21 protein-coding genes are annotated in these 23,114 nt (G+C 67.3%); 8 read left to right on the top strand and 13 right to left on the bottom strand.

Features of this window, described 5'->3' with window-relative positions:
• Positions 1-93 precede the first annotated feature (93 nt).
• The 8 genes from CF68_RS11310 to CF68_RS11275 all read right to left on the bottom strand — a co-directional run bounded on the left by CF68_RS11310 (position 94) and on the right by CF68_RS11275 (position 7,776).
• Entirely contained in the window at positions 94-1,194 is a 1,101-nt protein-coding gene (locus CF68_RS11310) for an isopenicillin N synthase family oxygenase (protein ID WP_035818582.1), read from the bottom strand.
• A 96-nt stretch (positions 1,195-1,290) separates the two neighbouring features.
• Positions 1,291-2,463 (bottom strand): ABC transporter substrate-binding protein, encoded by a 1,173-nt coding sequence (locus tag CF68_RS11305; protein ID WP_051591493.1) that lies wholly within the window; start codon positions 2,461-2,463, stop codon positions 1,291-1,293.
• Positions 2,464-2,569: 106 nt separating this feature from the next.
• Positions 2,570-2,902: a hypothetical protein gene (locus CF68_RS11300; protein ID WP_035818578.1), complete on the bottom strand. Its 333-nt coding sequence runs from the start codon at positions 2,900-2,902 to the stop codon at positions 2,570-2,572.
• 36 nt (positions 2,903-2,938) lie between these two features.
• Positions 2,939-3,841, bottom strand: coding sequence for a methylmalonyl Co-A mutase-associated GTPase MeaB (gene meaB, locus CF68_RS11295; protein WP_035818575.1), 903 nt, complete (start codon positions 3,839-3,841; stop codon positions 2,939-2,941).
• On the bottom strand, positions 3,838-4,965 hold the full coding sequence (locus CF68_RS11290) for a CaiB/BaiF CoA-transferase family protein (protein ID WP_035818573.1): 1,128 nt from the start codon (positions 4,963-4,965) through the stop codon (positions 3,838-3,840). Before CF68_RS11290 ends, meaB begins: the two co-directional genes overlap by 4 nt.
• On the bottom strand, positions 4,962-5,378 hold the full coding sequence (locus tag CF68_RS11285; protein WP_084187185.1) for a cobalamin B12-binding domain-containing protein: 417 nt from the start codon (positions 5,376-5,378) through the stop codon (positions 4,962-4,964). Before CF68_RS11285 ends, CF68_RS11290 begins: the two co-directional genes overlap by 4 nt.
• Entirely contained in the window at positions 5,375-7,000 is a 1,626-nt protein-coding gene (locus CF68_RS11280) for a methylmalonyl-CoA mutase (protein WP_035818572.1), read from the bottom strand. Before CF68_RS11280 ends, CF68_RS11285 begins: the two co-directional genes overlap by 4 nt.
• A complete protein-coding gene (locus CF68_RS11275; protein ID WP_051591491.1) occupies positions 6,997-7,776 on the bottom strand; it encodes an enoyl-CoA hydratase/isomerase family protein in 780 nt (259 codons plus the stop codon). Before CF68_RS11275 ends, CF68_RS11280 begins: the two co-directional genes overlap by 4 nt.
• Positions 7,777-7,954: 178 nt before the next feature.
• Here CF68_RS11275 and CF68_RS11270 point away from each other — a divergent pair, with 178 nt between their 5' ends.
• The gene (locus CF68_RS11270; protein WP_035818568.1) at positions 7,955-8,713 is read left to right on the top strand and encodes an IclR family transcriptional regulator; all 759 of its coding nucleotides are present in this window, start codon (positions 7,955-7,957) and stop codon (positions 8,711-8,713) included.
• Between the two features lie 13 nt (positions 8,714-8,726).
• Complete coding sequence (locus CF68_RS11265; protein ID WP_035818566.1) at positions 8,727-9,344, top strand: uracil-DNA glycosylase family protein; 618 nt, start codon at positions 8,727-8,729, stop codon at positions 9,342-9,344.
• 42 nt (positions 9,345-9,386) lie between these two features.
• Here CF68_RS11265 and CF68_RS11260 read toward each other — a convergent pair whose 3' ends face one another.
• The 3 genes from CF68_RS11260 to CF68_RS11250 are packed head-to-tail and all read right to left on the bottom strand — an operon-like array spanning position 9,387 to position 12,927.
• A complete protein-coding gene (locus CF68_RS11260) occupies positions 9,387-10,379 on the bottom strand; it encodes a tripartite tricarboxylate transporter substrate-binding protein (RefSeq protein WP_035818564.1) in 993 nt (330 codons plus the stop codon).
• A 32-nt stretch (positions 10,380-10,411) separates the two neighbouring features.
• Positions 10,412-11,911 (bottom strand): M81 family metallopeptidase, encoded by a 1,500-nt coding sequence (locus tag CF68_RS11255; RefSeq protein ID WP_035818562.1) that lies wholly within the window; start codon positions 11,909-11,911, stop codon positions 10,412-10,414.
• A 26-nt stretch (positions 11,912-11,937) separates the two neighbouring features.
• A complete protein-coding gene (locus tag CF68_RS11250; protein ID WP_035818560.1) occupies positions 11,938-12,927 on the bottom strand; it encodes a tripartite tricarboxylate transporter substrate binding protein in 990 nt (329 codons plus the stop codon).
• A 135-nt stretch (positions 12,928-13,062) separates the two neighbouring features.
• On the opposite strand from CF68_RS11250, the gene CF68_RS11245 reads away from it, so the two are divergent.
• On the top strand, positions 13,063-14,106 hold the full coding sequence (locus tag CF68_RS11245) for a LysR family transcriptional regulator (RefSeq protein ID WP_235205738.1): 1,044 nt from the start codon (positions 13,063-13,065) through the stop codon (positions 14,104-14,106).
• An 18-nt stretch (positions 14,107-14,124) separates the two neighbouring features.
• On the opposite strand, the gene CF68_RS11240 is transcribed toward CF68_RS11245, so the two are convergent.
• Positions 14,125-14,949: an IclR family transcriptional regulator gene (locus CF68_RS11240; RefSeq protein WP_010810327.1), complete on the bottom strand. Its 825-nt coding sequence runs from the start codon at positions 14,947-14,949 to the stop codon at positions 14,125-14,127.
• Between the two features lie 131 nt (positions 14,950-15,080).
• Here CF68_RS11240 and CF68_RS11235 point away from each other — a divergent pair, with 131 nt between their 5' ends.
• From CF68_RS11235 to CF68_RS11225, 3 genes are all read left to right on the top strand, one after another.
• Positions 15,081-16,736, top strand: coding sequence for a GMC family oxidoreductase (locus tag CF68_RS11235; protein ID WP_035818558.1), 1,656 nt, complete (start codon positions 15,081-15,083; stop codon positions 16,734-16,736).
• A 129-nt stretch (positions 16,737-16,865) separates the two neighbouring features.
• A complete protein-coding gene (locus CF68_RS11230; RefSeq protein ID WP_035818555.1) occupies positions 16,866-18,194 on the top strand; it encodes an MFS transporter in 1,329 nt (442 codons plus the stop codon).
• A gap of 68 nt (positions 18,195-18,262) precedes the next feature.
• Positions 18,263-18,988, top strand: coding sequence for a GntR family transcriptional regulator (locus CF68_RS11225; RefSeq protein WP_035818552.1), 726 nt, complete (start codon positions 18,263-18,265; stop codon positions 18,986-18,988).
• 18 nt (positions 18,989-19,006) lie between these two features.
• Here CF68_RS11225 and CF68_RS11220 read toward each other — a convergent pair whose 3' ends face one another.
• A complete protein-coding gene (locus tag CF68_RS11220; RefSeq protein ID WP_035818550.1) occupies positions 19,007-19,675 on the bottom strand; it encodes an alpha/beta hydrolase in 669 nt (222 codons plus the stop codon).
• A 449-nt stretch (positions 19,676-20,124) separates the two neighbouring features.
• On the opposite strand from CF68_RS11220, the gene CF68_RS11215 reads away from it, so the two are divergent.
• Positions 20,125-22,590, top strand: a complete 2,466-nt coding sequence (locus tag CF68_RS11215; RefSeq protein WP_035818925.1) for a DUF3772 domain-containing protein — start codon at positions 20,125-20,127, stop codon at positions 22,588-22,590.
• A gap of 115 nt (positions 22,591-22,705) precedes the next feature.
• Positions 22,706-23,074 carry a hypothetical protein gene (locus CF68_RS11210; protein WP_035818922.1) on the top strand — a complete coding sequence of 123 codons (369 nt, stop codon included), beginning with the start codon at positions 22,706-22,708 and terminating at the stop codon, positions 23,072-23,074.
• The last annotated feature ends 40 nt before the right edge of the window (positions 23,075-23,114 follow it).

Raw genomic sequence — 23,114 nt, 5'->3', positions numbered from 1 at the left:
CAGCACATCAATCGTCACCGCGGCCACGCCCGGCCTGCGCGCCTCGCGCAGGCCAGCGGTACCGCCTCACCCCATTGAAATCGGTCTGCTCCCCTACTGGCTCCGCGCAAGCGAATCCGGGGACTCCGACTCCTTCATGAACTCCGCGTCGTTGTAGTGATAGAGATCGTCCAGGTAGGGCACGAAGAAGTCATAGAACGAGCGCGAGTCATACCTGATCTCGTCCCCCGGCCTGACGCATTCCGGAATCGGCCCGACATTGGCGTCATCGTCCGGGTAGAAGAAGAAGGTCAGCGCGTAGCGCTTCTTCGGCGGATTGACCACGCGGTGCGGCGTGGCGATGAAGCGGTCGTTGGACAGGCGGTTCAGGATCTGGCCGGTGTTGACGATCAGCGCGTCCTTGACGTAGCTGACACTCAGCCACTCGCGGGACGGGGTCATGACCTGCAGGCCGGGCACCGGGGTCATCGGCAGCAAGGTCAGGAAGCTGCCGTCGGAATGCGGCGCCAGCGCGTACTGGCCCTCGTCGAGGTGCTCTTCAGGATGGTAGTAGGCGCAGCGCTGGTAGTATTCCGGCGCCTTGAACATGCTGTCGAAATAGTCCGCGCGCAGCTCCAGCGCCCTGGCGTAGATGGGCAGGAACTTCAGCGCCAGGCGCTCCATCGACAACTGGTAGTCAAACAGCGTCTGGCGGAACTCCGGCAGGCTCTCCGGCCACTGGTTCAGGCCACGATGACGGACATTGGCCCGCACCTTGGGATCGTCTTCGGTGCGGTTGCGCATGAACAGCCAGGCCGAATTGGTATCCTTCTTGGTGTTCTCCGCAATCTTGGTCCGGATCGCCTCGGACTTCAGGATGGAAGCCTTCGGCGGCAGGTAGCCCTGGTGGTGATAGCCGACCCGGTGCCTGAGCTTCTCTTCCATCGGGATCTCGAAGAGCTTGGCGGTCTGGCGGAACGACTCGTCGATCAGGGCCTGCGGGATGCCGTGATTGATGACCGAGAAGAACCCCAGTTCCTCCTGGATCAGCTTGACGTCGGCGGCCAGTTGCTCAAGCGCGCCGGGCACGCCGGCCAGGTAGGGGCCCAGGTCGAGAATGGGCAGGTCAGTCCCGCGCGCTATGGCTGCGCGCACCTGCTCTGAGGGAGCGGCCTGCAACGGCTGGGCCGCAGCCCGGGATGGCATTGCTGTCATGATCGGTGTCTCCTATGGTTTGACTGATACGGGGAACGTGCTGCCTTGCCCGCCGATACTGTGGATCGGCTTGATCAAACATCCACTGCACACATCTCACTTCCAGAACGCGCAGCGGGATTCCGCCCTGGAAGCAAAGGCCTGCTCCCCGGGAATCCGCTGCACCTCCTTGTAGTAGTCCCACGGCTGGCGTGATTCAGCCGGGCTCTTCACCTCCATCAGGCGCAGATCGTGCACCATGCGCCCGTCTCCCCGGATGTAGCCGTTCTGGACGTACATATCGTTGATGCGGGTTGCCTTCATGCCGGCGATCACCTTCGCGGCGTCGTCCGTGCCAGCAGCCTTCACCGCGCGCAGATAGTGCTGCGCCGCCGAGTAGCTGGCCGCCTGCATGCTGGTGGGCTTCTTCTTCATCTTGTCCTGGAACCGCCCTGCCCACTTCCTTGAGTCATCGCTCTGGTCCCAGTACCAGGCTTCCGTCAGGGTGATGCCCTGGGTCAGTCCCAGGCCAAGGGCATGCACATCCGTGATGAACAGCATCAGCCCCGCGATCTTCATCGACCTGGAGATGCCGAATTCGTTGGCCGCCTTGATCGCATTGATGGTGTCGCCGCCGCCGTTGGCCAGCCCCAGGACCTGGGCCCGCGATGCCTTGGCTTGCAGCAGGAAGGAGGAAAAGTCGGAGGCGGACAAGGGATGCCGGACGCTGCCCAGGACCTTGCCGCCGCCGGCGGTAACTACTGCCGCGGTCTCCTTCTCCAGTGACGCGCCAAAGGCATAGTCCACCGTCAGGAAGTACCACGACCGTCCGCCCTGCCTGGTCATGGCGGCACCGGTGCCCCTGGCCAGGGCCACGGTGTCGTAGAGATAGTGGATGGTATAGGGTGAGCATTCCTCATTGGTCAGTTGCGCCGCAACGCCGCCGGTCACCATGACCGGACGCTGCTTTTCCGCTGCGACCTTGGCCACCGCCAGGCTGGTGCCGGAACTGGGCCCGCTGATGATCATGTCCACCCCTTGCCGGTCGAACCACTCGCGGGCCTGCGTGGCCGCGGTATCGGGCTTGCCGGCATGGTTGGCGTGGACCAGTTCGATGCGCTTGCCGTTGATCTCGCCGCCGGCATCCGCAATCGCCATGCGCACGGCCTCGACCAGGCCGGTGCCGCCCAATTCGGAGTAGAGCCCTGACATGTCCGCCAGCACGCCGATCTTCACCGACTCGCCGCTGAACTGGGCATCAGCCGGTCCGGCCAGGGCCAGGCCGGCCATGCCCAGCAATGCAGCAGGCCACCTGCCCTGCCTTGCCCGGCTCTCGGGCAATTGTTTTTTGTATGTCCGCATCTCTCCTCCTGTCGACAGATTGCACTGCATCCGTTCACGCTCGCATCCCGCCTGGTGGCGCCTCTGCGCCGGGCGGGCTGGCCAATGCGGACAGGTGCGCTTTCCTGAGCCTGCGCAATTGCCCCGGATTTGCCCGCACGCTTTCCACCGTTTCGAAATAGCGCCACAGTTCCCCGTCTATGTCGGCACGCAGCCTGATCGCGTCCAGCAGGCGGATCACCGCCAGCCGCTCGTGCCGCATCCCGACGCTGTGCCGCAGCAGCGCCAGCGCGGCCGCCCGTGCATCGGGTGCCTGGTGCGCCGGGGCTTCGGCGCGGCCGGCGCTGCGGATGGCTTTCTTGAGTGCCTTGATTCTTTCGCGCGACATGGTGCTTGCGGCTCCGGCGTTGTTCGGCTGGCAGCGCTACGCGCCAATGGCCTTGCCCAGCAGGGTCCAGGCCTGCGACAGCTGCTGCCGTAGTGGCAGGGCCAGGAATTCATCGTTCTGATTGGCGACCACCTCGGCGGCCTGGACCTCTAGCAGGCGCTTCAGCCGGTAGCGCGCCCGCTGCCTGCGCAAGGCCGCCTGCCGCCCGGCGGCAGCCAGCCACGCCTGGTGCCGGTCGATGGCATCGGACAGGGCACTGACCGATGCCGGTCGGGATGCCGCGGTCAGCAGCACCGGCGGAACCCACGCGCCTTGCGCATGCCGCGTGATGGCGCCGATGCGCCGGATATCCGTGGCCATGCGCTGCGCGCCCGGCAGGTCTGCCTTGTTCACAACGAAGATATCGGCCATTTCCATGATCCCCGCCTTCATCGCCTGCACCATGTCCCCACTGTCCGGCAACAACAGCAGCACCAGCGTATCGACCTGCGCGCGCGCCGCGTACTCGGTCTGGCCGACGCCGACCGTTTCCAGCAGCACCTCGGCAAAGCCGAAGTCATCCATCGCATCCAGCATCTCCGGGAGGTTGTCGGCCAGGCCATCCGAGGTGCCGCGCGAGCCCAGCGAGCGGATATAGAGGTCCGGGCTGGTGCCAAGCTCGTCCATGCGGATCCGGTCCCCGAGGATGGCGCCGCCGCTCCTGGGACTGCTGGGATCCACCGCGAGCACGCCGAGGCGCCCCTTCGACGCGCGCGCCATGGCGAGGTGGCCCAACAGGGTGCTCTTGCCCGCGCCGGGCGCGCCGGTCATGCCGATGCGCCTGGCTGCATGCTGTGGGGTATCCCGCTGCGCTCGCTGCACCAGCTCCGCGGGCGTGGCGTTGGCGAGGCGGGTCAGGGTCCGGCCCAGCGCACCCCGGTCAAGCGAGGACGGGTTCATGGCGCCACCTTGCCCAGGACTTCATCGCGATGCTCGTCAAGCAGCGGCGGCAGGCCATAGCTCGGCTCGTAATCCGAGAAGCGGATCGGGCTTGCCACCGCGCGCAGCGGCAACTCGCCCTGCCCCAGCGCCACGATCAGCGAGCGCGCAGCGGTGATGTCGCTGCCCAGCGCTTCATTCAATGTGCCCACCTCCGACACGACCACGCCCTGTGGCCCCAGGCGCCGCACCCATTGCGCCGCCGGGGCGGAGCGCAGCACCTCGGCAATCTCGGGTATCACCTCGGCACGGTGCGCGCGGCGGCCCGCCATGGTGGCAAAGCGCGGATCCGTGGTCCACGCCGGCCGGTCCACCTCCTCGCAGAAGGTCTTCCAGAACCGGTCATGGGTGATGAACAGCGTCAGCCAGCCCTTCGCGGTCGGGAATATCTGTGCGGGCACCAGGTAGGGATGCGACGAGTCGGCCAGCCGCTCGATGGTCTCCCCCGCGTTCAGGGCGGCCCCGGCGAGGTAGTTGAGCTGCGACAGCATCACGTCGTACATGGCCACGTCCACTTGCCCGCCCTGCCCCTGCACGATCTTCGCCAGCAAGCCCACTGCGGCAACCAGGCCAGCCGAGTTGTCCACCGCCGAGTAGCCGGCCTTGGTGGGCGGTGCCGCGGGATCTCCCGTCAAGGCCATAACCCCGGTCATGGCCTGGATCACATAGTCGTATGCCGGGCTGTCCGAATAGGGGCCGTCAAGGCCGTAGCCGGTGACGGCCACGCAGACCAGCTGCTCATTCCACTGGCGCAGCACCTCGTAGGTGAGCCCGAGCTTGCGCACCGCCGCCGGACGCAGGTTGGTCACCAGCGCATGGGACTTCCTCAACAGCCCCCCGAGTGCCAGCGTCCCTTCCTCGCTGGCGAGGTCGAGCACCACGCTTTTCTTGTTGCGGTTCAGGCTGGCAAAGTAGGCATTGTGCGGGCCGATGAAATGGGGGCTGATGGTGCGGCCGATATCGCCTTCCGGTGTCTCGATCTTGATCACCTCGGCGCCCATGTCGGCCATCATCAGCCCGCAGTAGGGCCCGGCAAGCATGTGGCCGACTTCGATGATGCGGATGCCGGACAGGGGCGCGCTCACGCCAGGCTCCTGCCCAGATCGCCGACCACCGTCTCCAGCGGCATGTCGGCGGTAAACACTGCGGTGACCCCCAGCGACCGCAGGAAGGGCTGGTCCTCCGCGGGAATGGTGCCGCCGACAAAGACCTTGATGTCATGCGCATTGAGTTCGCGCAACTGGGCGATGACCTCCCCCACCAGTTCCCTGTGGCTGCCGGACAGGATGCTCAGGCCCACTGCGTCCACGCCCTCGTCGACAGCGACCTGCGCGATCTGCAATGGGCTGCGGCGCAGGCCGGTGTAGATGACCTCGGCACCGGCATTGCGCAACGTCAGCGCGATGATCTTCGCGCCGATGTCGTGGCCGTCCAGGCCGGGCTTGCCAATCAGTATCCGCTTGCCGGACAACGCGCCGGCGGCTTGCAAGGTGTTCATAGGTTCACCGGCTCCTTGAATTCGCCCCATTGCTGCTTCAGGCAAGCCACCATCTCCCCGACCGTGGCATAGGCATGGCAGCAATCCACCAGATAGGGCATGACGTTCTCGCTGTCCCTGGCGGCCGCGGCCGTCAGCCGGGCCAGCGATGCGTCCACGGCTGACTGCTGGCGCGTGTCCAGCACGCGCTGGAACTTCTCCAGGGCCCGCTGCGCGACGGTCGGATCCAGCGTGAACACCTCGCCGACCCGGATCTCCTCACCCTCCTTCCTGAAGTGGTTCTGGCCGACGATGACGGTCTGGCCGGAATCGGTGTCCAGCTTGCGCTGCAGGCCCCGCTCGGCCAGCCGCATCTGGATCCAGCCATCCTCGATGGCAGGGATCACGCCGCCGTACGCCTCGATCTCGTTCATCACCTGGACGATCTGCGCCTCCATCCGATCGGTGTGCTGCTCCAGGAAATAGCTGCCGCCCAGCGGATCGACGGTCCGGCCGATGCCGCTTTCATAGGCGATGATCTGCTGCGTGCGCACGGCCAGCTCGGCTGAGAACTCGGTCGGGATCTGGAAGGCTTCGTCGAGTGCGCAGGTGAAGATCGACTGGGCCCCACCCAGCACCGCGGCCATGGTCTCCACCGCCACCCGCACCACGTTGTTGTAGGGCTGGGGCGCTACCAGCGACGATCCCCCGCAGACGACCCCGAAGCGGAAATGCTGGGCTTTCGGATCCTTTGCGCCGTAGCGTTCCTTCATCAGGCGAGCCCAGAGCCGGCGGCCCGCCCGGAACTTGGCGATCTCGTCGAAGAAGTCCATGTGCACATAGAAGAAGAAGGACAGGCGCTTGGCAAACTTCTCCACGTCGCCGCCCCGGGCACGCAGTTCGTCCACATAGGCCAGTCCGTTGGCCAGCGTGTACGCCATTTCCTCGGCCGCGGTGGCCCCCGCGTCGCGCACATGGGCGCCGGCGATGCTGATGGGGTTGAAGCGTGGCGAGACCTCGTTCGAATAGAGGATCGAATCGGCGATCAGCCGCATCGACGGCCGCACCGGGAAGATCCAGGTGCCGCGCGCGACGTACTCCTTCAGGATGTCGTTCTGGATCGTGCCGGTCAGCTTGCTGCGCGGCACGTTCTGCTTGTCTGCCACCGCCAGGTACATGGCATAGACGATCGCGGCCGTACCGTTGATGGTGAACGAGGTCGAGATCCTTGACAGGTCCAGGCCGTCGAACAGGATTTCGGCCTCGCTCAGGTTCGACAGCGACACGCCGACCTTGCCGATTTCCGGCCGGGCCATCGGGTGGGTCGGATCGAAGCCGCATTGGGTCGGCAGGTCCAGCGCCACCGACAGGCCGGTCTGGCCCTGCGCCAGCAGGAACTTGTAGCGCTCGTTGGACTCTTCCGCGGTGCCGAATCCCGAGTACTGGCGGATGGTCCACAGCCGGCCCTGGTAGCCATCGGGAAAGATCCCGCGCGTGAACGGGTAGCTGCCGGGGTCCCCGATCGTGTCCGGATGGACCGCCGCCGCATCCACGCTGGCCGGCACCTCGATGCCGCTCTGGCTGACCGGCCGCAAGGCCGGCTCGGCGCCCGCATCCGTCATGGAAAGCTCAGCGTTGCTCATTGGGCCCTCCTGGAGAGGATGCCCTCGGCAGCGTTCCAGTGGTCCGCGTGCAGCCAGGTATGCAGAAGCTGCTGCTGCTCGATGGTGCGGACAGCGTCATGCGACTCGCCGCGCCGGCTGGCCGCGGTCTGTGCCTTGATGCCGCGCAGCACCTGCGGGGCGCAGCCCAGCAGCGGTTGCAGGAAGGCGTGGATGTCCTTGCCGGCGGGTCCGTCCGTGACCACCGCATCGGCCAGGCCCCACTGCAGCGCCTGCTGCGCATCGACAAGCTCGCAACGGCTCATCATGCGCATGGCCCGCGCCGCGCCGACGATCCGGCACAGGTCGGGGCCGCCGCCCCAGGCCGAGGTGATGGCCAGTCGCGCCTGGATAAAGCCGATGCGCGCGCTCGCCGACTGCAGCCGCATGTCGCAGGCCAATGCCAGCTCGGCGCCGCCGCCGATGGCATCGCCGTTCAGGTAGGCCAGCACCGGCAGCGGGCAGTCGCGCACCGCATCCAGGGCGCCGCGCGCCTGCTCGCTCATCGCCAGCGTAGCCTCCCGGTCGCGCACGCCGGACAGGTCGACCAGATCCCCGCCTGCCGCAAAGTAGCGCTCGCCGGCGCCGGTCAGCACGATGCAGCGCACCCCGGGCTGCGCCGCCGCGGCGCTCACCACCTGCGCCAATCCCGCCAGCACGTGGCGGGCCAGCGCATTGTGTTTCTGCGCCCGGTCGATCGTGATCCATAGCGCGCCGCCGGCGCGCTCCTCCACGGTGATGTCCTTAGCTGCGTACACGCTGATCTGCCTCCCGACTGGTTTGAATGGATGCTAGGCGGGGGTTTATTCCGGGACAAGAACGCTAGTTCCGTATCTCGAACAAATGAGTACAATGCAGCGGAATGCGGCCACGCCGCCGGCGTTTGTTCAGCCGGCCGAATTTCTTCCAGCCAGGTGCAAGCGAAAGGAGGGGTTTATGTCCGGCGTCACGGTGACCGCCATCGAGCGGGTGATCGATATCCTTGAAGCCTTCCAGGCAAGCCAGCGGCCGCTGTCGCTGACGGAGCTGGCGGAGGCAATAGACATTCCCAAGAGCACCTGCCACGCCATCGTCTCGACCCTGATGGCGCGCGGCTACCTCTATTCCCTCACTCGTCCGCGCGCGCTCTATCCCACCCGGCGCATCTATGACGTGGCCCGCGACATCACCGAGAAAGACCCGTTCGTGGAACGCGCCACGCCGGTACTGGAGCGGCTGCGCGACGCCACGCGGGAAACCGTGATCCTCGGCAAGCGGCAGGGTGAGTCCGTGATCTACCTGCAGGTCATCGAAGGCGTGCACGCGATCCGCTACACCGCCAAGCCGGGGGAATTCAAGCCGCTGCACTCAAGCTCCATCGGCAAGGCCATCCTGGGCGGCCTGAAGGAGCAGGAGCTGCGCGGCTGGCTGGCCGGCCGGGAACTGCCCGCCATCACCATGGCCACCAAGACCGACCCGGAAGCCCTCGTGCGCGACATCCAGGAAAGCCGGCGCGCCGGCTACTTTGTCACGCGCGGCGAGAACGTCAGCGACGTCTGGGCCGTCGCGACCTTTCTCACGCTGAACAACGAGACCCTGGCCATTGCCGTGGCCGGACCGAAGAACCGGATGGAGACGTGCATCCCTGAGTGCGCGAAAGTGCTGGTGGCCACCTGCAGCTTCCTGTCGCGGCAGGTGGCAGGCAACCACGCGTGATGGCGCAGTGACCATGGGCCGGCCCCGCTACGCCTCGCTCGATGCCCTGCTGACCGAACTCCGGGCTTGCCGCGCCTGTGCGCCACACCTGCCGCTGGGCCCGCGCCCGATCGTGCGCGTCGGGGCCGACGCGCGCATCCTGATCGTCGGCCAGGCGCCGGGGATACGCGTGCATGAAACCGGCATTCCCTGGAACGATGCAAGCGGCGACCGGCTGCGGCAGTGGCTCGGGGTCGATGCCGCCACCTTCCTCGACGAATCGCAGTTCGCGATCATCCCGATGGGGTTCTGCTATCCCGGACGCGGCAAGAGCGGCGACAACCCGCCGCGCCGCGAGTGCGCGCCACTGTGGCTCGACCGGCTGCTGGCGGAACTGCCGGCGATTGAGCTGACTTTACTGGTCGGCCAGTACGCTCAGCGGCATTTCCTCGGGGCGCGCCGCAAGCCGACGCTGACCGAGACCGTCAGGGCATGGAAGGACTACGCGCCGGACTTCGTGCCGTTGCCGCACCCGTCACCGCGCAACCAGCCGTGGTTCAAGCAGCATCCCTGGTTTGAGGACGAAGTGCTGCCGATGTTGCGCGAGCGGGTTGGCCGGCTTTTGCGGCACGGCCCCGTGCAGACAGGGTAGGCAGCAAGCGATACCCGCACCACCCCCGCCTGGCCGTCTGCCTCATTCGCTGGCCGTAAAGCCCGAGGCCGCGACCACCGGGCCCCACTGCGTGCGCTGCGCCTGGATGAGCTTGCGCAGGGCATCCCCAGGCTTGCCGTTCATCACCATGCCCAGCGCCGACATCTTGTCGCGCACCACGGGATCCTTGATGGCGTCGAGCAACGCCTTCTCGATCCTCGCCACCGTGGCCGGCGGCGTCCCCGCCGGCACAAAGGCCGAGTACCAGCCGGACGCCGCCTCGAAACCCGGCGCGCCCGCCTCCGCCAGCGTTGGCACATCGGGCAGCAGCGCCGACCGGCGGGTCCCGGTGACGCCGAGGAAACGGATCTTGCCCGCCCGGTACAGCTCCATCTGCCCCCCCACCGCATCGATACCCAGCGGCAGCGTGCCGCCGATCTCATCGGTCAGCATCATGACGGCGCCGCGGTAGGCAGTGGGCAGCAAGGGCACGCCAATCGACTTGCTGAGCGACAGCACCCCGAAATGAATGCTGCCGCCGAGCGTGACCAGCCCGACGCCGCCCTTGTCCTGGTTGCGCTTCACCCATGCCAGGTATTCCGGCATGGTCCGATAGGGCTGGTTGACGCTGGCGGACGCCACCAGCGGCACGTCGGCCAGGTAGGCGACCGGAACCAGGTCCTTGTCGGGGTCATAGGCCAGGCGCTTGTAGGTCAGCGGAAAGATGGTGAACGGCGGCGCGGGCGAGATCAGCACCGTCTTGCCGTCTGGCGGCGCGCGTTTGACGTTCTCCAGTGCCAGCCGCGCCGATGCGCCGGGGCGGTTCTCGACCAGGACAGGCGAGTCGAGCGAAACACGCAGCTTTTCAGCAAGCGTGCGCGCAAAGATGTCCAGCGCGCCACCGGCCGCGAAGCCGACGACGATGCGCACGGGCGCGTCGCCGCTGGCGGGGGCAGCCATGGCGGGAACGGCACTGGCGCCCAGCGCCAAAGCCAGCGCGGCGGCCAGCCGTCGCAAGGGGGTCGAATAGGTCATACGGTCACTCCGGTTGACGGCGGCGGATGCGCTCAGGCAGCCTCGAGCACGGTATGCGCTTCCAGCGGATAGATCGGGCGGCGCAGGTTGCGGAACGGAAACTGGCTGTAGTCCGAGCTGCAGACGCCGGGGCCGGCCACCAGCACGATCTCGCTGGCGATCGGCTCGAACCCGGCGCGGAAGTGCTGGCGCGACTTGATCAGGATGTACTTGCGGCGCGACAGGTCGATGCCCGCGTGCGTGAACACGCCGGTATCGAACGGCTCCTGCGGCTTCTCGCAGATCACGACCAGCGTGCCGGCGACATCCAGCACCACGGTGCGGCCCAGGCTCAGCTTCATGCCCGTGAACATCGGGCCGGTGACTTGGTAGTTGCCGTCGGTAATGCACTGCACCCGGCCGCTCAGCCGCAGCGGGCGGCCCTTCAGGTCCAGCGCCGGCATGTCGGTCTTGCCGCCCACATCCAGCGTGACGGACTGCCCGACGCCGGCGGCAATCAGTTCCGCCACGGCGCCTGGGTCCCAGAACGGCCCGGCGACCACGCCTTCGAGCCCCTGGCGCAGGACTTCGCCCAGCACCGTCATTTCATCCGTCGGCCCGCCCGCGCCGCAGTTGTCGCCATGGTCGACCAGCACGACCGGGCCCTGCGCGAGCATCTTGGCGCGCGCGATGGATTCCGCCATCGGCTCGATCGGGAAAACGAAATCAGCCCGGCGTTCCCACGCCATGCCGCAGAGTTCGTCGAGCAGGCGCCGCCCTGCGTCGATCCTGGCGCCATCAGCCACGATCACCACGGCCAGTCCGGTATGCGGGATATCGGCAAGCGGAAAACCACCGAACACCGAGGCGTTGAGCACCTCGCCATCGCGCTCGGCCGCCATCGCACGCTCCATGATGTCCTTCATGGGTTGGGCGCGCGGGGTCTGGCGCAGCATGTGGGTGAGCATCGGCAGCGTGCGCCACAACAGGACCGGGCGGGCCTCGCCTCGCAGCGCCGCCATCAGGGTACGGGCGGCGCGTGCGCCGGTCTCGTACACGTCCACGTGGGGATAGGTGCAGTAGCCGGCGATCACGGTCGCATTGTCAACCAGCGCAGCGCTGAAGTTGGCGTGGAAATCCAGCGATACCGCGATCGGCACCTCGGGCGCGGCGGCACGGATGCGTGCCAGCAGTTCGCCTTCGGCATCCGGATAGCCCTCGGCCACCATGGCGCCGTGCAGGTCCAGCATCACGGCATCGCAGCCCGCGCGTACCGCCTCGACAATGCTGGCCGCCATCGACTCGAATGCCTGCGCGGTCACCATGCCACTGGGCACCGCGTTCGCCATCAGGGGCATCACGAACTCGTCGCCCTGGCGGCGTACCAGGTCGATGAACGCGGCCGCGGCGCTGTTGGTGCCCTGGCACGCACGCACCGCGTCGTCGCCGTAGAGCGGGCCAGCGGTGCTGCCGCGGTTGAACGCGCTCAGTGGCGTGGCAATCGGCGAAAAGGTATTGGTTTCATGCCGCATCAGGGCAATGACAAAACGCATGGACTGGCTCCGACAGCGTGAAGGGTTCAGTTGGATTCGAGATCGACCGCGCGCGCAATGGCGCCGTAGCGGATCGTTTCCGCTTGCAGGAAGCGGCGGGCCTGCTCGGGGGTGGAAAGGACCGGCTCATAGGCAAGCGTCTGCAGGCGCGCGGCAAAGTCCGCTTCCTGAACGCTGGCCTTCACTTCCTTGTAGAGCCGGTCGATGACCGGAGCCGGCGTGCCCGCCTTGACCACCAGCGCCAGGTTGCCGCGTACCTGCAGCGCATCCGTGCCGCCCGCCTTCTGCGTTTCGAGGGCGGGAAACTGCGTGATGGGCTCCGCCTGCAGCGTGGCCAGAGGCTTGGCCTTGCCATCCTGGACGTAGTTGACCGAAGAGCCGATCACATCGACATGCGCATAGGTCTGGCCGCCGATCAGGTCCGCCATGGCCGGCGGCGAGCCGCGGTACGGAACGATGGTGAAATCCAGGCCATTGCGGCGCTTCCAGTCGGCCAGGCCCAAGTGCGCGGCCCCCGCGACGACATTGATGCTGATCGACACCTTGCCGGGATTGCGCTGGATATGCGTCTTCAGCTCGCCCAGCGTCATCTCCTTGCGGTCTGCGCGCGTGATGATCCAGTGCGGCACGGTGCTGACGATGGTCACCGGCGTCAGGTCGGTATCGGGGCGATAGCGCAGGCCCTTGATCGTGAACGGATTGATACTGAGCGTGCCGTCGCTGGCCAGCAGCAGCGTATTGCCGTCGGCCTTCTCCTTGAGCACCGACGACACGCCCGGCACGGTCGCGCCGCCGGCGATATTCTCCACCACCACCGGCTGGCCCAGCCGCTGTTCCAGCTTGCGCGCGAGTGTGCGGCCGATGATGTCGTAGGAACCGCCGGGCGGGAACGGCACCACCAGGCGCAGCGGCCGGTCGGGCCACGCGGGTGCGGCAGTTGCGCAAGTGGCTGCGAGCAAGGCTGCGCCGGCAAGCATGCCGCGCATGATCGAGCGCAAATGGCTCATGGCTTCCATGGGTCTCCTCCTGAGGTCTGATTGCCTCGTGATGGCTTGGAATGAATCAGGTGATGCGCCGACTATATGGGATCGGTTCCGATACCAAAAGCGAATAAAAATCGCTGTTTGTTGAGCAAATGGTTAACTTGTAGAATGAGCCACCCGGCCCCGCCGATCGTCGCCTGCCCCATGCCCGCCGAAGCCTTCGCCCATACCCTGCTTGGCCGCCTCAAGCTGCGCCACCTGCGCATCATGCTGGCGCTGAGCGAGATGCCAACCGCCGCCGCCGTCGCCGCGCGCTTTCATGTCAGCCCCGCCGCGGTGTCCAAGACCCTGGCCGAGATCGAAGACATCGTGGGCATGCCGCTGTTCGAGCGCAGCCGCCGCGGCCTGCACCTGACCGAGCCCGGACGGGAGATGGCGGCCCATGCGGCGGTCTTGCTGGCGCAGCTCGAACGGCTCGCCGAATCGCTGCAGGCGGTGCGCGCCGGCAGCCAGGGGGCGTTGCGCATCGCGTTCCGGACGATGTCGGTGCAGCCCTTCCTGGCGCGGGCGATGAGCGACTTCTACCGTGACCATCCGCGCGTGGAGATCAGCGTGATCGAAGGCGGCATCGGCGAACTGGCGGATCAACTGGTGGATGGCTCGCTGGACCTGCTGTTCGCCTATGACGATCCGCGCCTGTCGCTACCCGCCCTGCGCACGGCACCGGTAGTCCCGGCGCAGAAGGTGGTGATCGTCGCCAGCCTGGACCATCCGCTGCTCACGCGCCGCAAGCTGGCGGCGCGGGAACTGTCCGGGCAGCAATGGTGTATTCCGGTAGCCGGCTCGCGCATGCTTCACCTGCTGCACACGGCGTTTCATACCCTTGGGGCGCCGGCGCCCTCGCTGGGCATCCGCACCAGCGATGTGGCCGCCACGGCCAGCTTGTTGCAGGCGGGTCATTTCCTCGCGGTGTTCCCCGAGCGCATTGCCGCGCAGCTCACCCTGGCCAAGGTGGCGAGAGTGCTTCGCTTCGAACTCGGCAGCCGCGTGGAGCCGGTGGTCGCGGTCTGGAACGACGAACTCACGCCACGCACGCCGGCGCGCCTGTTTCGCGAGCTCGTCATGCGCCGGGCCGGCGAGACCGTCACGGCCGAGCCGGTGCCGTTGCTGGCCGCGCGCGCGGTGGCGGCGGCTGGCGTTCGCAAGCGCTGAGCGGGAAGCCGGCCCGGCTCAGTGCGCGCACAGCACCGCCGCCATCTCCCTGGCCGCGCCCTGCAGCGTCGGCACCGCCTGCAGCAGCGCCTCAAGCGAAGCCCGCGCAGTCGGCGCATGACAGGCAATCGCAGCCACCACCCGGCCTGAACCCTCCCCATCCGGCTCGCGCACCGGCACTGCCACCGCGCACATGCCGCGCACGAATTCCTCGTGGTCCACGCCGATGCCGCGCGCGCCCAGCCGGTCCAGCTCGGTATTGAGTCCCGGCACATCGGACAGCGTGCGCGGCGTGTGCGGGGCCAGGTCCAGCCGCCTGAGCATCTGCTGGCGTTCCAGCCGGTTCATTGCCGACAGGAACAGCTTGCCGCTGGCGGTGCAGTGCAGCGGCACGTGGATGCCGGGCGACAGCTGCAGGCGCAGTGGCTCGTGCGTCTCGACGCGCTCTACGTAGAGGACCCGGTCGCCGTCGAGCGCGGTGAGGTTGCAGGTCTCGCCCAGGCTCGCCACCAGCCTGGCCAGGATGGCGCGGCACTCGCGCAGCATCGGCGGGCTCCTGAGGGTCTGCAGTGCCAGGGACGCGGCGCCCGGGCCGGGCACATAGCCGCGCTCGGCGGGCATGCGGACCACGAAGCCGGTGCGCTCCATGGCGGCCAGCAGGCGCATCAGTGTCGCCTTGGGCACATGCAGCCGCTGCGAAAGCTGGGACAGCGTTTGCGGGTGCTGCGCCCTGGCCAGGCTGGACAGCACCATCAGCACGCGCAGGCTGCGTGCATCGTCCTCCACCGCCCCGTCTTCTGCTGCAGTGCGATTCTGAAACGGGAATTGCACGTTCTGTTTCACAACCGGCGTCTCCTCGCGATTGAGCTTTCCATTCCGGCTTGGAAAAATAAAATCCGGAACAGAACGTTTCAGATTATAGATCGAAGCCGGGTGGCTACGTGCCTGCCGGCCAGAAAAAGGAGACAGCGACGATGTCGCAAACCGTTGACTACATCGTGGTAGGCGCCGGCTCGGCCGGGTGCGTGCTGGCCAACCGGCTCAGCGAAGACGGCCGCTATTCGGTCTGCCTGCTGGAGGCCGGCCCGCCCGACCGCTACCCGTGGATCCATATCCCGATCGGCTATGGCAAGACCATGTTCCACAAGGAAGTGAACTGGGGCTTCTATACGGATCCCGATCCCAACATGCTCAATCGCCGCATCTACTGGCCGCGCGGCCGCACGCTGGGCGGCAGCAGCGCCATCAACGGCCTGATCTACGTGCGCGGCCAGCGCGAGGACTATGACCACTGGGAGACGCTGGGCAATCCGGGCTGGGGCTGGGACAGCTGCCTGCCCTACTTCCGCAAGCTCGAGAACAACGACCTTGGCGCCGGCCCCACGCGCGGCACCGACGGCCCGCTGAACGCGACCTCGATCGACCGGCAGCATCCGCTGGTCGATGCCTTCATCGGCGCCGGCCAGGCGCTGGGCCTGCCGCGCCAGACCGACTTCAACGGTGGCGACCAGGAGGGCGTGGGCTATTACCAGCTCACCACCCGCAACGGCTGGCGCTGCTCCACCGCGGTGGCCTACCTGCGCCCGGCGCGCGGGCGCGCGAACCTGCGCGTCGAGACCGATGCCCACACCACGGGGATCCTGTTCGAAGGCAAGCGTGCCGTGGGCGTGCGCTACAGCCAGCATGGCCAGCCCTATATCCTGCGGGCGCGGCGCGAGGTGATCCTGTGCGCCGGCGCGCTGCAGTCGCCGCAGTTGCTGCAGCTGTCGGGCATCGGCCCGGCGCCGTTGCTGCGGGACCTGGGCGTACCGGTGGTGCATGCCCTGCCGGGCGTGGGCGAGAACCTGCAGGATCATCTGCAGGTGCGGCTGATCTACGAAGTGGCCAAGCCGATCACCACCAACGACCAGCTGCGCTCGCTGACGGGCAAGGCGCGCATGGGCCTGGAATGGCTGCTGATGCGCAAGGGGCCGCTGGCGATCGGCATCAACCAGGGCGCGATGTTCTGCCGCGCCTTGCCGCAGGAAAGCGCCACGCCGGACACGCAGTTCCATTTCTCGACCCTGTCCGCCGACATGGCGGGCGGCATGGTGCATCCCTTCTCCGGCTGCACCTATTCGGTATGCCAGCTGCGGCCCGAGTCGCGCGGCACGGTGCGGATCCGCTCGACCGACCCGTATGAGCCGCCGTCGATGCAGCCCAACTACCTGTCGGCCGAGCTGGACCGGCGCTGCACCGTGGCAGCGGTGCGCTATGCCCGGCGCGTGGCGCAGACCGAACCGATGCGCGGCCTGATGAAACGTGAGTTCCGGCCGGGCGACGAGGTGCGCAGCGACGACGAGATCCTGCATTTCTGCCGCGAGTACGGCGCCACTATCTTCCATCCGTCCGGAACCGCGAAAATGGGTCCCGCCGCCGATGCGCTGGCAGTGGTCGATGCGCGCCTGCGCGTGCATGGCGTGGGCGGGCTGCGCGTGGTGGACTGCTCGGTGATGCCCACGCTGGTCTCGGGCAACACCAACGTGCCGGTGGTGATGATGGCCGAGCGCGCGGCCGACTTCATCCGCGAAGACGCACGGCGGGAAGTGCATCCCGTCGATGCGGCGACCCCGATGGCAGCGGCCGCCTGAGCGGCGTGCGCCAATCCTGATTGCGAACAACCAAGGCCAGGCATCCATAACAAGGCCAAACCCCGCAGTGCATCCGGCGTCCATAACCATCCTTCCAGAGGACGCCGCCCATCACCAGAGGAGACAAGCATGACAAGCCCCAACGAACAGGCGATCCGCAAGGTCGCGCTGGCGTCCGTGATCGGCGCCACCATCGAGTGGTATGACTTCTTCCTGTACGGCGTGGTCGCCGGCCTGGTCTTCAACAAGCTGTACTTCCCCGGCAATGACCCGCTGGTGGCCACCATGCTGGCCTACACCACCTTTGCGGTGGGCTTTGTCACGCGGCCGCTGGGCGGCGTGATCTTCGGGCACTTTGGCGACAAGGTCGGCCGCAAGAGCATGCTGGTGATCACGCTGATGATCATGGGCGTGTCCACCTTCCTGATCGGGCTGGTGCCGACCTACGACAGCATCGGCATCCTGGCGCCGATCCTGTTGCTGCTGCTGCGCGTGCTGCAGGGCATCGGCCTGGGCGGCGAATGGGGCGGCGCGGTGCTGATGGCCTATGAGTACGCGCCGCCGGGCAAAAGGGGCTTCTATGCGTCGCTGCCGCAGATCGGGCTGGCGATCGGACTGTGCCTGGCATCCGGCGTGGTGGCGCTGCTGTCGCTGACCCTGACCGATGCGCAGTTCCTGGCGTGGGGCTGGCGCGTGGCCTTCCTGATCTCGGCGGGGATGGTGTTCGTAGGCATGTATATCCGCCTCAACGTCAAGGAGACGCCTGAATTCGCCGTGATCAAGCAGCGCAATGCCGAGACCCAGATTCCCTTTGTCGACATGATGCGGCGCTACCCGGGCAATATCCTCAAGGGCATGGGCGCGCGCTATATCGACGGGGTCTTCTTCAACATCTTCGGCGTGTTCTCGATCACCTACCTGACCCAGACCATCAATATCAGCCGGACAGAAGCGCTGGTCGGCGTGATGGCGGCGGCCATTGCGATGTGCTTCTTCATTCCGTTCTTCGGCCACCTGTCCGACCGCATCGGCCGCACCCGCGTGTATTTCTGGGGCTCGCTGATCACGGCCCTGTCCGCCTTCCCGGCGTTCTGGCTGATGCTGAACAGCGGCGGCAACACCATGCTGCTGTGGCTGTCCATCGTGGTGCCGTTCGGCATCCTCTACGCCGCGGTCTACGGCCCGGAAGCGGCGCTGTTCTGCGAGCTGTTCGATGCCAGGGTGCGATACACCGGCATCTCGTTCGTCTACCAGTTCTCGGGAATCTTCGCCTCCGGCATCACGCCCATCATCGCCACCGCACTGCTCAGGTCGGGCGGCGGCAAGCCCTGGCAGATCTGCGCCTACGTGGCCTTTGCGGGGGTAGTGTCGGCGTTGTCGGTGGCGCTGATCGGGCGGGGCGAAGGCTCCCAGGCGCCGCGCGAAAACGGCATGCCGCTGCGCGGTCCGGCACGCTAGGCGAGCAGCAGGCCGTTGCCGGCCGGCAATGTCTTAGAATGGCGCAACGCCAATGACAGGGACATTGCATGCAAACTCCGGACGGCACCGGTGCGGCCGCCGCCTCGCTCCTGCCCAGGGTCGTGCGCCAGCGGCTGCACGACACCGTGGTCGACCACCTGCGCAACTTTATCGTCGAGGGGGCGCTGCCGCCGGGCATGAAGCTCAATGAGCGCGAGCTGTGTGAAACGCTGGGCATCTCGCGCACGCCGCTGCGCGAGGCGCTGAAGGTGCTGGCCGCCGAGGGGCTGATCGAGATCTCGCCCAACCGCGGCGCGAGCGTGTCACGGATGAGCGAGGCCGAGGCCTGGGAAGCCTTCGAGCTGATGAGCGGCCTGGAGGCCTTTGCCGGGGAACTGGCCTGCGAGCGCATCACGCCGCCGGAGCTGGCCGAGATCAAGGCACTGCACTACGCCATGCTGGCCTGCCGCGCGCAGAACGACCTGCCCGGCTACTACGCCCGCAACCAGGAGATCCACGACCGCATCGCCGGGGCCGCGCGCAACCAGACGCTGCAGCAGACCTACCTGACGCTCAACCGGCGGCTCAAGGCGATGCGTTTCCGCTCCAACCACCAGACCGACAAATGGGACCGCGCCGTGCACGATCACGAAGAGATGATCCGCGCGCTGGAAGCCCGCGACGGCAAGCGGCTGTCGGCCATCCTGCGCCAGCACTTGCTGGAGAAGCGCGCCGCGCTGATGCAGATCCATCCCGACCCGATCGGCGGCGCGCCGGCGATGCCGAACGCCTGAGGCCGTTGCCCTGAGCCGTCAGGCGGCCGCCCCAGCATCGGGACGATCCAGGTACCCGCCGACGATACGGACCAGCAGCGGCAGCTTGCCGGTAAAGAAGTGGTCCGCCCCCGGCACCACCACCACGGGCAGCCCCTGCGGGCGCGCCCAGTCGAACAGCGCGCCGAGTTCCGCGCGCTCGTCACGCTCGCCGTGGACCACCAGGCAATCGGCGGGAACGGCCGGCGTGTCATAGCTGCGGTGCGCCTTGACGGTGCCGTAAGGCGTGCCGGCAAGCACCAGGTGGCGGATCGGCACGGACTGCGCCGCCAGCGTGGCGGCGACTTGGGCCATGACGAACGCACCAAAGGAAAAGCCGGCCAGTGCCAGCGGCAGGCCGGGATGGGCGTCGCGCAGATGGGCGACCACCGCGAGCATGTCCTGCGCCTCGCCGCTGCCTTGGTCATGCTGCCCCGCAGACCCCGCGACCCCGCGGAAATTCGGCCGCACGGTCAGGAAGCCGCGTGCCACCAGCGCCTTGGCCAACTGGTGCGGCACCTTGTGCGTGGCCGAGCCGCCCAGCAGCGGATGCGGATGCGCCACCACGGCGATGCCTCGCGGCGCGCCGGCGGGACGGTCCACCAACATTTCAATCTGCCCGGCCGCGCCGCCGAGCTGCGCCTTTTCCGTGCCTGACGGAACAGCCATGCCTTCTCCTGGTGATGACAATGGGCCGCCTGCGGCCCGAAGACCGTGATGGTAATGCGATTCCGAAGACCGCGCGCCGCGCGCGCGTATCCGTATCAAAATGTCAGCCAGTGCGCTATTCGACACCCTGCGGGGCTGGGTGGCGCATTCGCTTTCGTATAATTCTGCGAACCGCGGCAAGGCCGTTTTCCGTTTTCCCCTGGGCCCAGCCGCCATCGGTCAGCACGTCCCGTGTCACGCACACCGGCCCTGCCAGGCAGCCCGCCGCGCTTCGTGCCCTGACCTGACTTCGCCGAAGGGAGCGCCAGCGAGCGGCCCCCTTCCCGTGTTCATTGCCGGTGTTCCGGCCGTTCCCGCATCCCATCGCCACCGCATCCGACGCATGCCAGCGCGATGCCTTGCCGATGCCGGAGCCGCCGCAAGCCGTCACCATCCGACGAGATTCCGCCATGAGCAAAGTTTCACGGCTCGCACTGGGCCTTGCGCTCGCTGCGCTATGCCACCTGATGCCGGCCACGCTGCCCGCCGCACTGGCCGCTCCGGCATCAGAAGCGGCTTCCGAGGCCGGCGCCCAGCAGGCGCCCGCCATCAGCCACGGCGAGGCCGCCGCCGAACTCAAGCGCCTGCAGACCGAGCAGGACCGCATCAAGCAGCAGGCCTCCGACCCGGAAGGCAACACCAGGCTGCATGAACTCGAAGAAACGCTGCAGAAGCTCGATGCCGACGTCGACAAGCTGTCTTCGGCGCTGACCCCGCAGCGGGCGCAGCTGCAGGCGCAGCTGGACGTGCTGGGTCCGCCACCGGCGGCCGGCACCACCAAGGAAGCGCCGGCGGTGGTCAGGCAGCGTGCCGAACTGAATGCGCGCCGTGCCCAGCTTGACGCGCAACTCAAGCAGGCAGGCGAGAGCAAGGTGAACATCGCAAACCTGAGCGACCAGCTGGCGCGGCTGCAGCGCAGCCAGATCAAGGACCAGCTCGCGCTGCGCTCCGAGAGCATCCTGAATCCGCAGTTCTGGAAGCCGCTGGCCAGCCCGACGCAGGAAGACCAGGCGCGCCTGGCCACCTTTACCGACCAGGTGGTGCCAATGGCGCAACTGGCCTGGCAGCCGTCGCAGCGCGCCGCCACCATCGCCTTGCTGCTGCTGGCCCTGGCCGTATGGACCCTGGGCCGGCGCCTGGCCGAACGGGCACTGGCGTGGTTCTGCCTGAACAAGCTGCCAGCGACGCGTTTGCGCCGCAGCGCCCTGGCGCTGGCCACCACGATGGCCACCGTGTGCACCACCGGGCTGGCGGTACAGCTGGTCTACAACGCCTTTACGCGCAACTACGAACTGCCGCCGGACCTGACGGAGCTCTACGGCCAGCTGCTCAAGCTGACGCTGACCAGCGCGCTGATCGCGGGCCTGGGGCGCGCGCTGCTGTGCACGCGCCATCCCTCCTGGCGCCTGCCGGCGCTGGCCGATCCGGTCGCGCTGGCGATGAAGCCGTTCCCCGCCGTGCTGGCCGGCCTGTTGCTGCTGGCCGGCACGCTTGAGCAGCTGAACCGCATTGCCGATACCAGCGTGCAGGTCACGCTGCTGGGGCGCGGGCTGGTCTCGCTGGTGGTGGTGCTGACCATCGGCGCCGCGCTGCTGCGCGCCAACCGTGTGCGCAACGTGCTGGCGGCCGCCGGCGAGCGGCCCGAGGCGCGCGCCACGCTGGCGGGCATGATCCACGCCGGCGTGTCGGTCATCGTGCTGGTGTCGGTGGTGGCGCTGCTGGCCGGCTATATCAGTTTTGCGCGCTTCCTGACCTACGAGCTGGTCTGGTTCGACATCGTGCTGTGCAGCCTGTACCTGCTGACCCAGGTCACGCGCGACGTCTGCGAAAGCCTGCTCTCGACCAACTACGCCAGCGGCCGCGTCATCAAGCAGCTGTTCGGCGTGGACGATTCGCACCTGGAGCAGGCGTCCACCATCCTGTCAGGCATCGGCGCCAGCGTGCTGCTGCTGGTGGCGGTGCTGGCGCTGCTGACCGGCGGCTTCGGCACCACACCCGCGGACCTGCTCAACAGCCTGGTAATGGTGCTGGGCGGCGAGAAGCTGCACAGCCTCAACATCATGCCCGACCGCATCCTGAATGCGCTGATCGCTCTCGGAGTCGGCATCTGGCTGCTGCGCTCGGTGCGGCGCTGGCTCGATGGGGAACTGCTGCCCAAGGTCTGCAAGGAGCCGGGCCTGCGCGCCTCGCTGATCACGCTGTACAGCAATGTCGGCTATGTGTTGCTGGTGCTGCTGGTGCTGTCGCTGCTGGGCGTGCGCTGGGACAACCTGGCGTGGATCGTCAGCGCGCTGTCGGTGGGTATCGGCTTCGGCCTGCAGGAGATCGTGAAGAACTTCGTCTCCGGCCTGATCCTGCTGACCGAGCGGCCGGTCAAGGTGGGCGACATGGTCAGCATTGCCGGCGTGGAGGGCGATATCCGCCGCATCAACGTGCGCGCCACCGAGATCCAGCTGGGCGACCGCTCCACCGTGATCGTGCCCAACTCGCAGCTGATCTCGCAGAACCTGCGCAACGTGACCATGAGCAACAGCACCCAGGGGGTGGCGTCGCTGCAGCTCACCTTCCCCCTGAATACCGACCCCGAACAGCTGCGCGACCTGCTGCTGGACGTCTACCGCGAGAACGAGACCATCCTCGACGTGCCGGCTCCCTCAGTCATGTTCAGCCAGCTGGCGCCCAACGGCATCACGCTGTCGGTGACGGGCTATGTCGGCAGCCCCCGCATCGCCGCCAACACGCGCAGCGACCTGTTGTTCGAGATCCTCAAGCGCCTGCGCGCCGCGGACATCTCGCTGTCGGTGCCGCAATCGCTGCGGCTGGAAAACATGCCGCCATTCGGGCAGGAGCCAGAGCGCGCGCTGGCCGCCGGCTGACCGGCATTAAAGCAGCCGTTACAACCCTAACAAGTCGCCGGCGGCGCAGAAACATCTTTATGGGCACTTTGCGTGCATCATGAATGCACTCAAGCTGCATCAGAAGGAGTCCGATATGCGCCCCTCTACCCGAATCGTTTCAGCGGTTGCCCTGAGCGTGGCGCTGGTGGCAGCCGGCCCGGCATCGGCGCGCGGGCGCCACCATCACCACGGCGGCGGCTCGAATGCCGGAGCGGTGCTGGCTGTCGGCGCGCTGGTCGGCCTGGCCTTTGGCGCGGCCCTGGCCTCGGCGCCGGTCATGGCGGCACCGCCCCCTGTCACGTACGCACCGGCTCCGGTGACATATGCGCCTGCTCCCGTCTCATACGCACCGCCGGCAGCGCCGCCGGGGTATTGTTATCGCGACTACGACCGCGCCTATGTGCCTTGCGGTCCGCAGCCGTCGGGGTATTACGAACAGCAGCAGCCGTATTACGGTTATTGAATCAGGCGGCTGTGCAAAAAAGAAACGCCCCATGCCAAGC

This window comes from Cupriavidus sp. SK-4 (genome assembly GCF_000611125.1).
GTDB lineage: Bacteria > Pseudomonadota > Gammaproteobacteria > Burkholderiales > Burkholderiaceae > Cupriavidus > Cupriavidus necator.
This window is presented reverse-complemented; position numbering and strand designations above follow the sequence as displayed.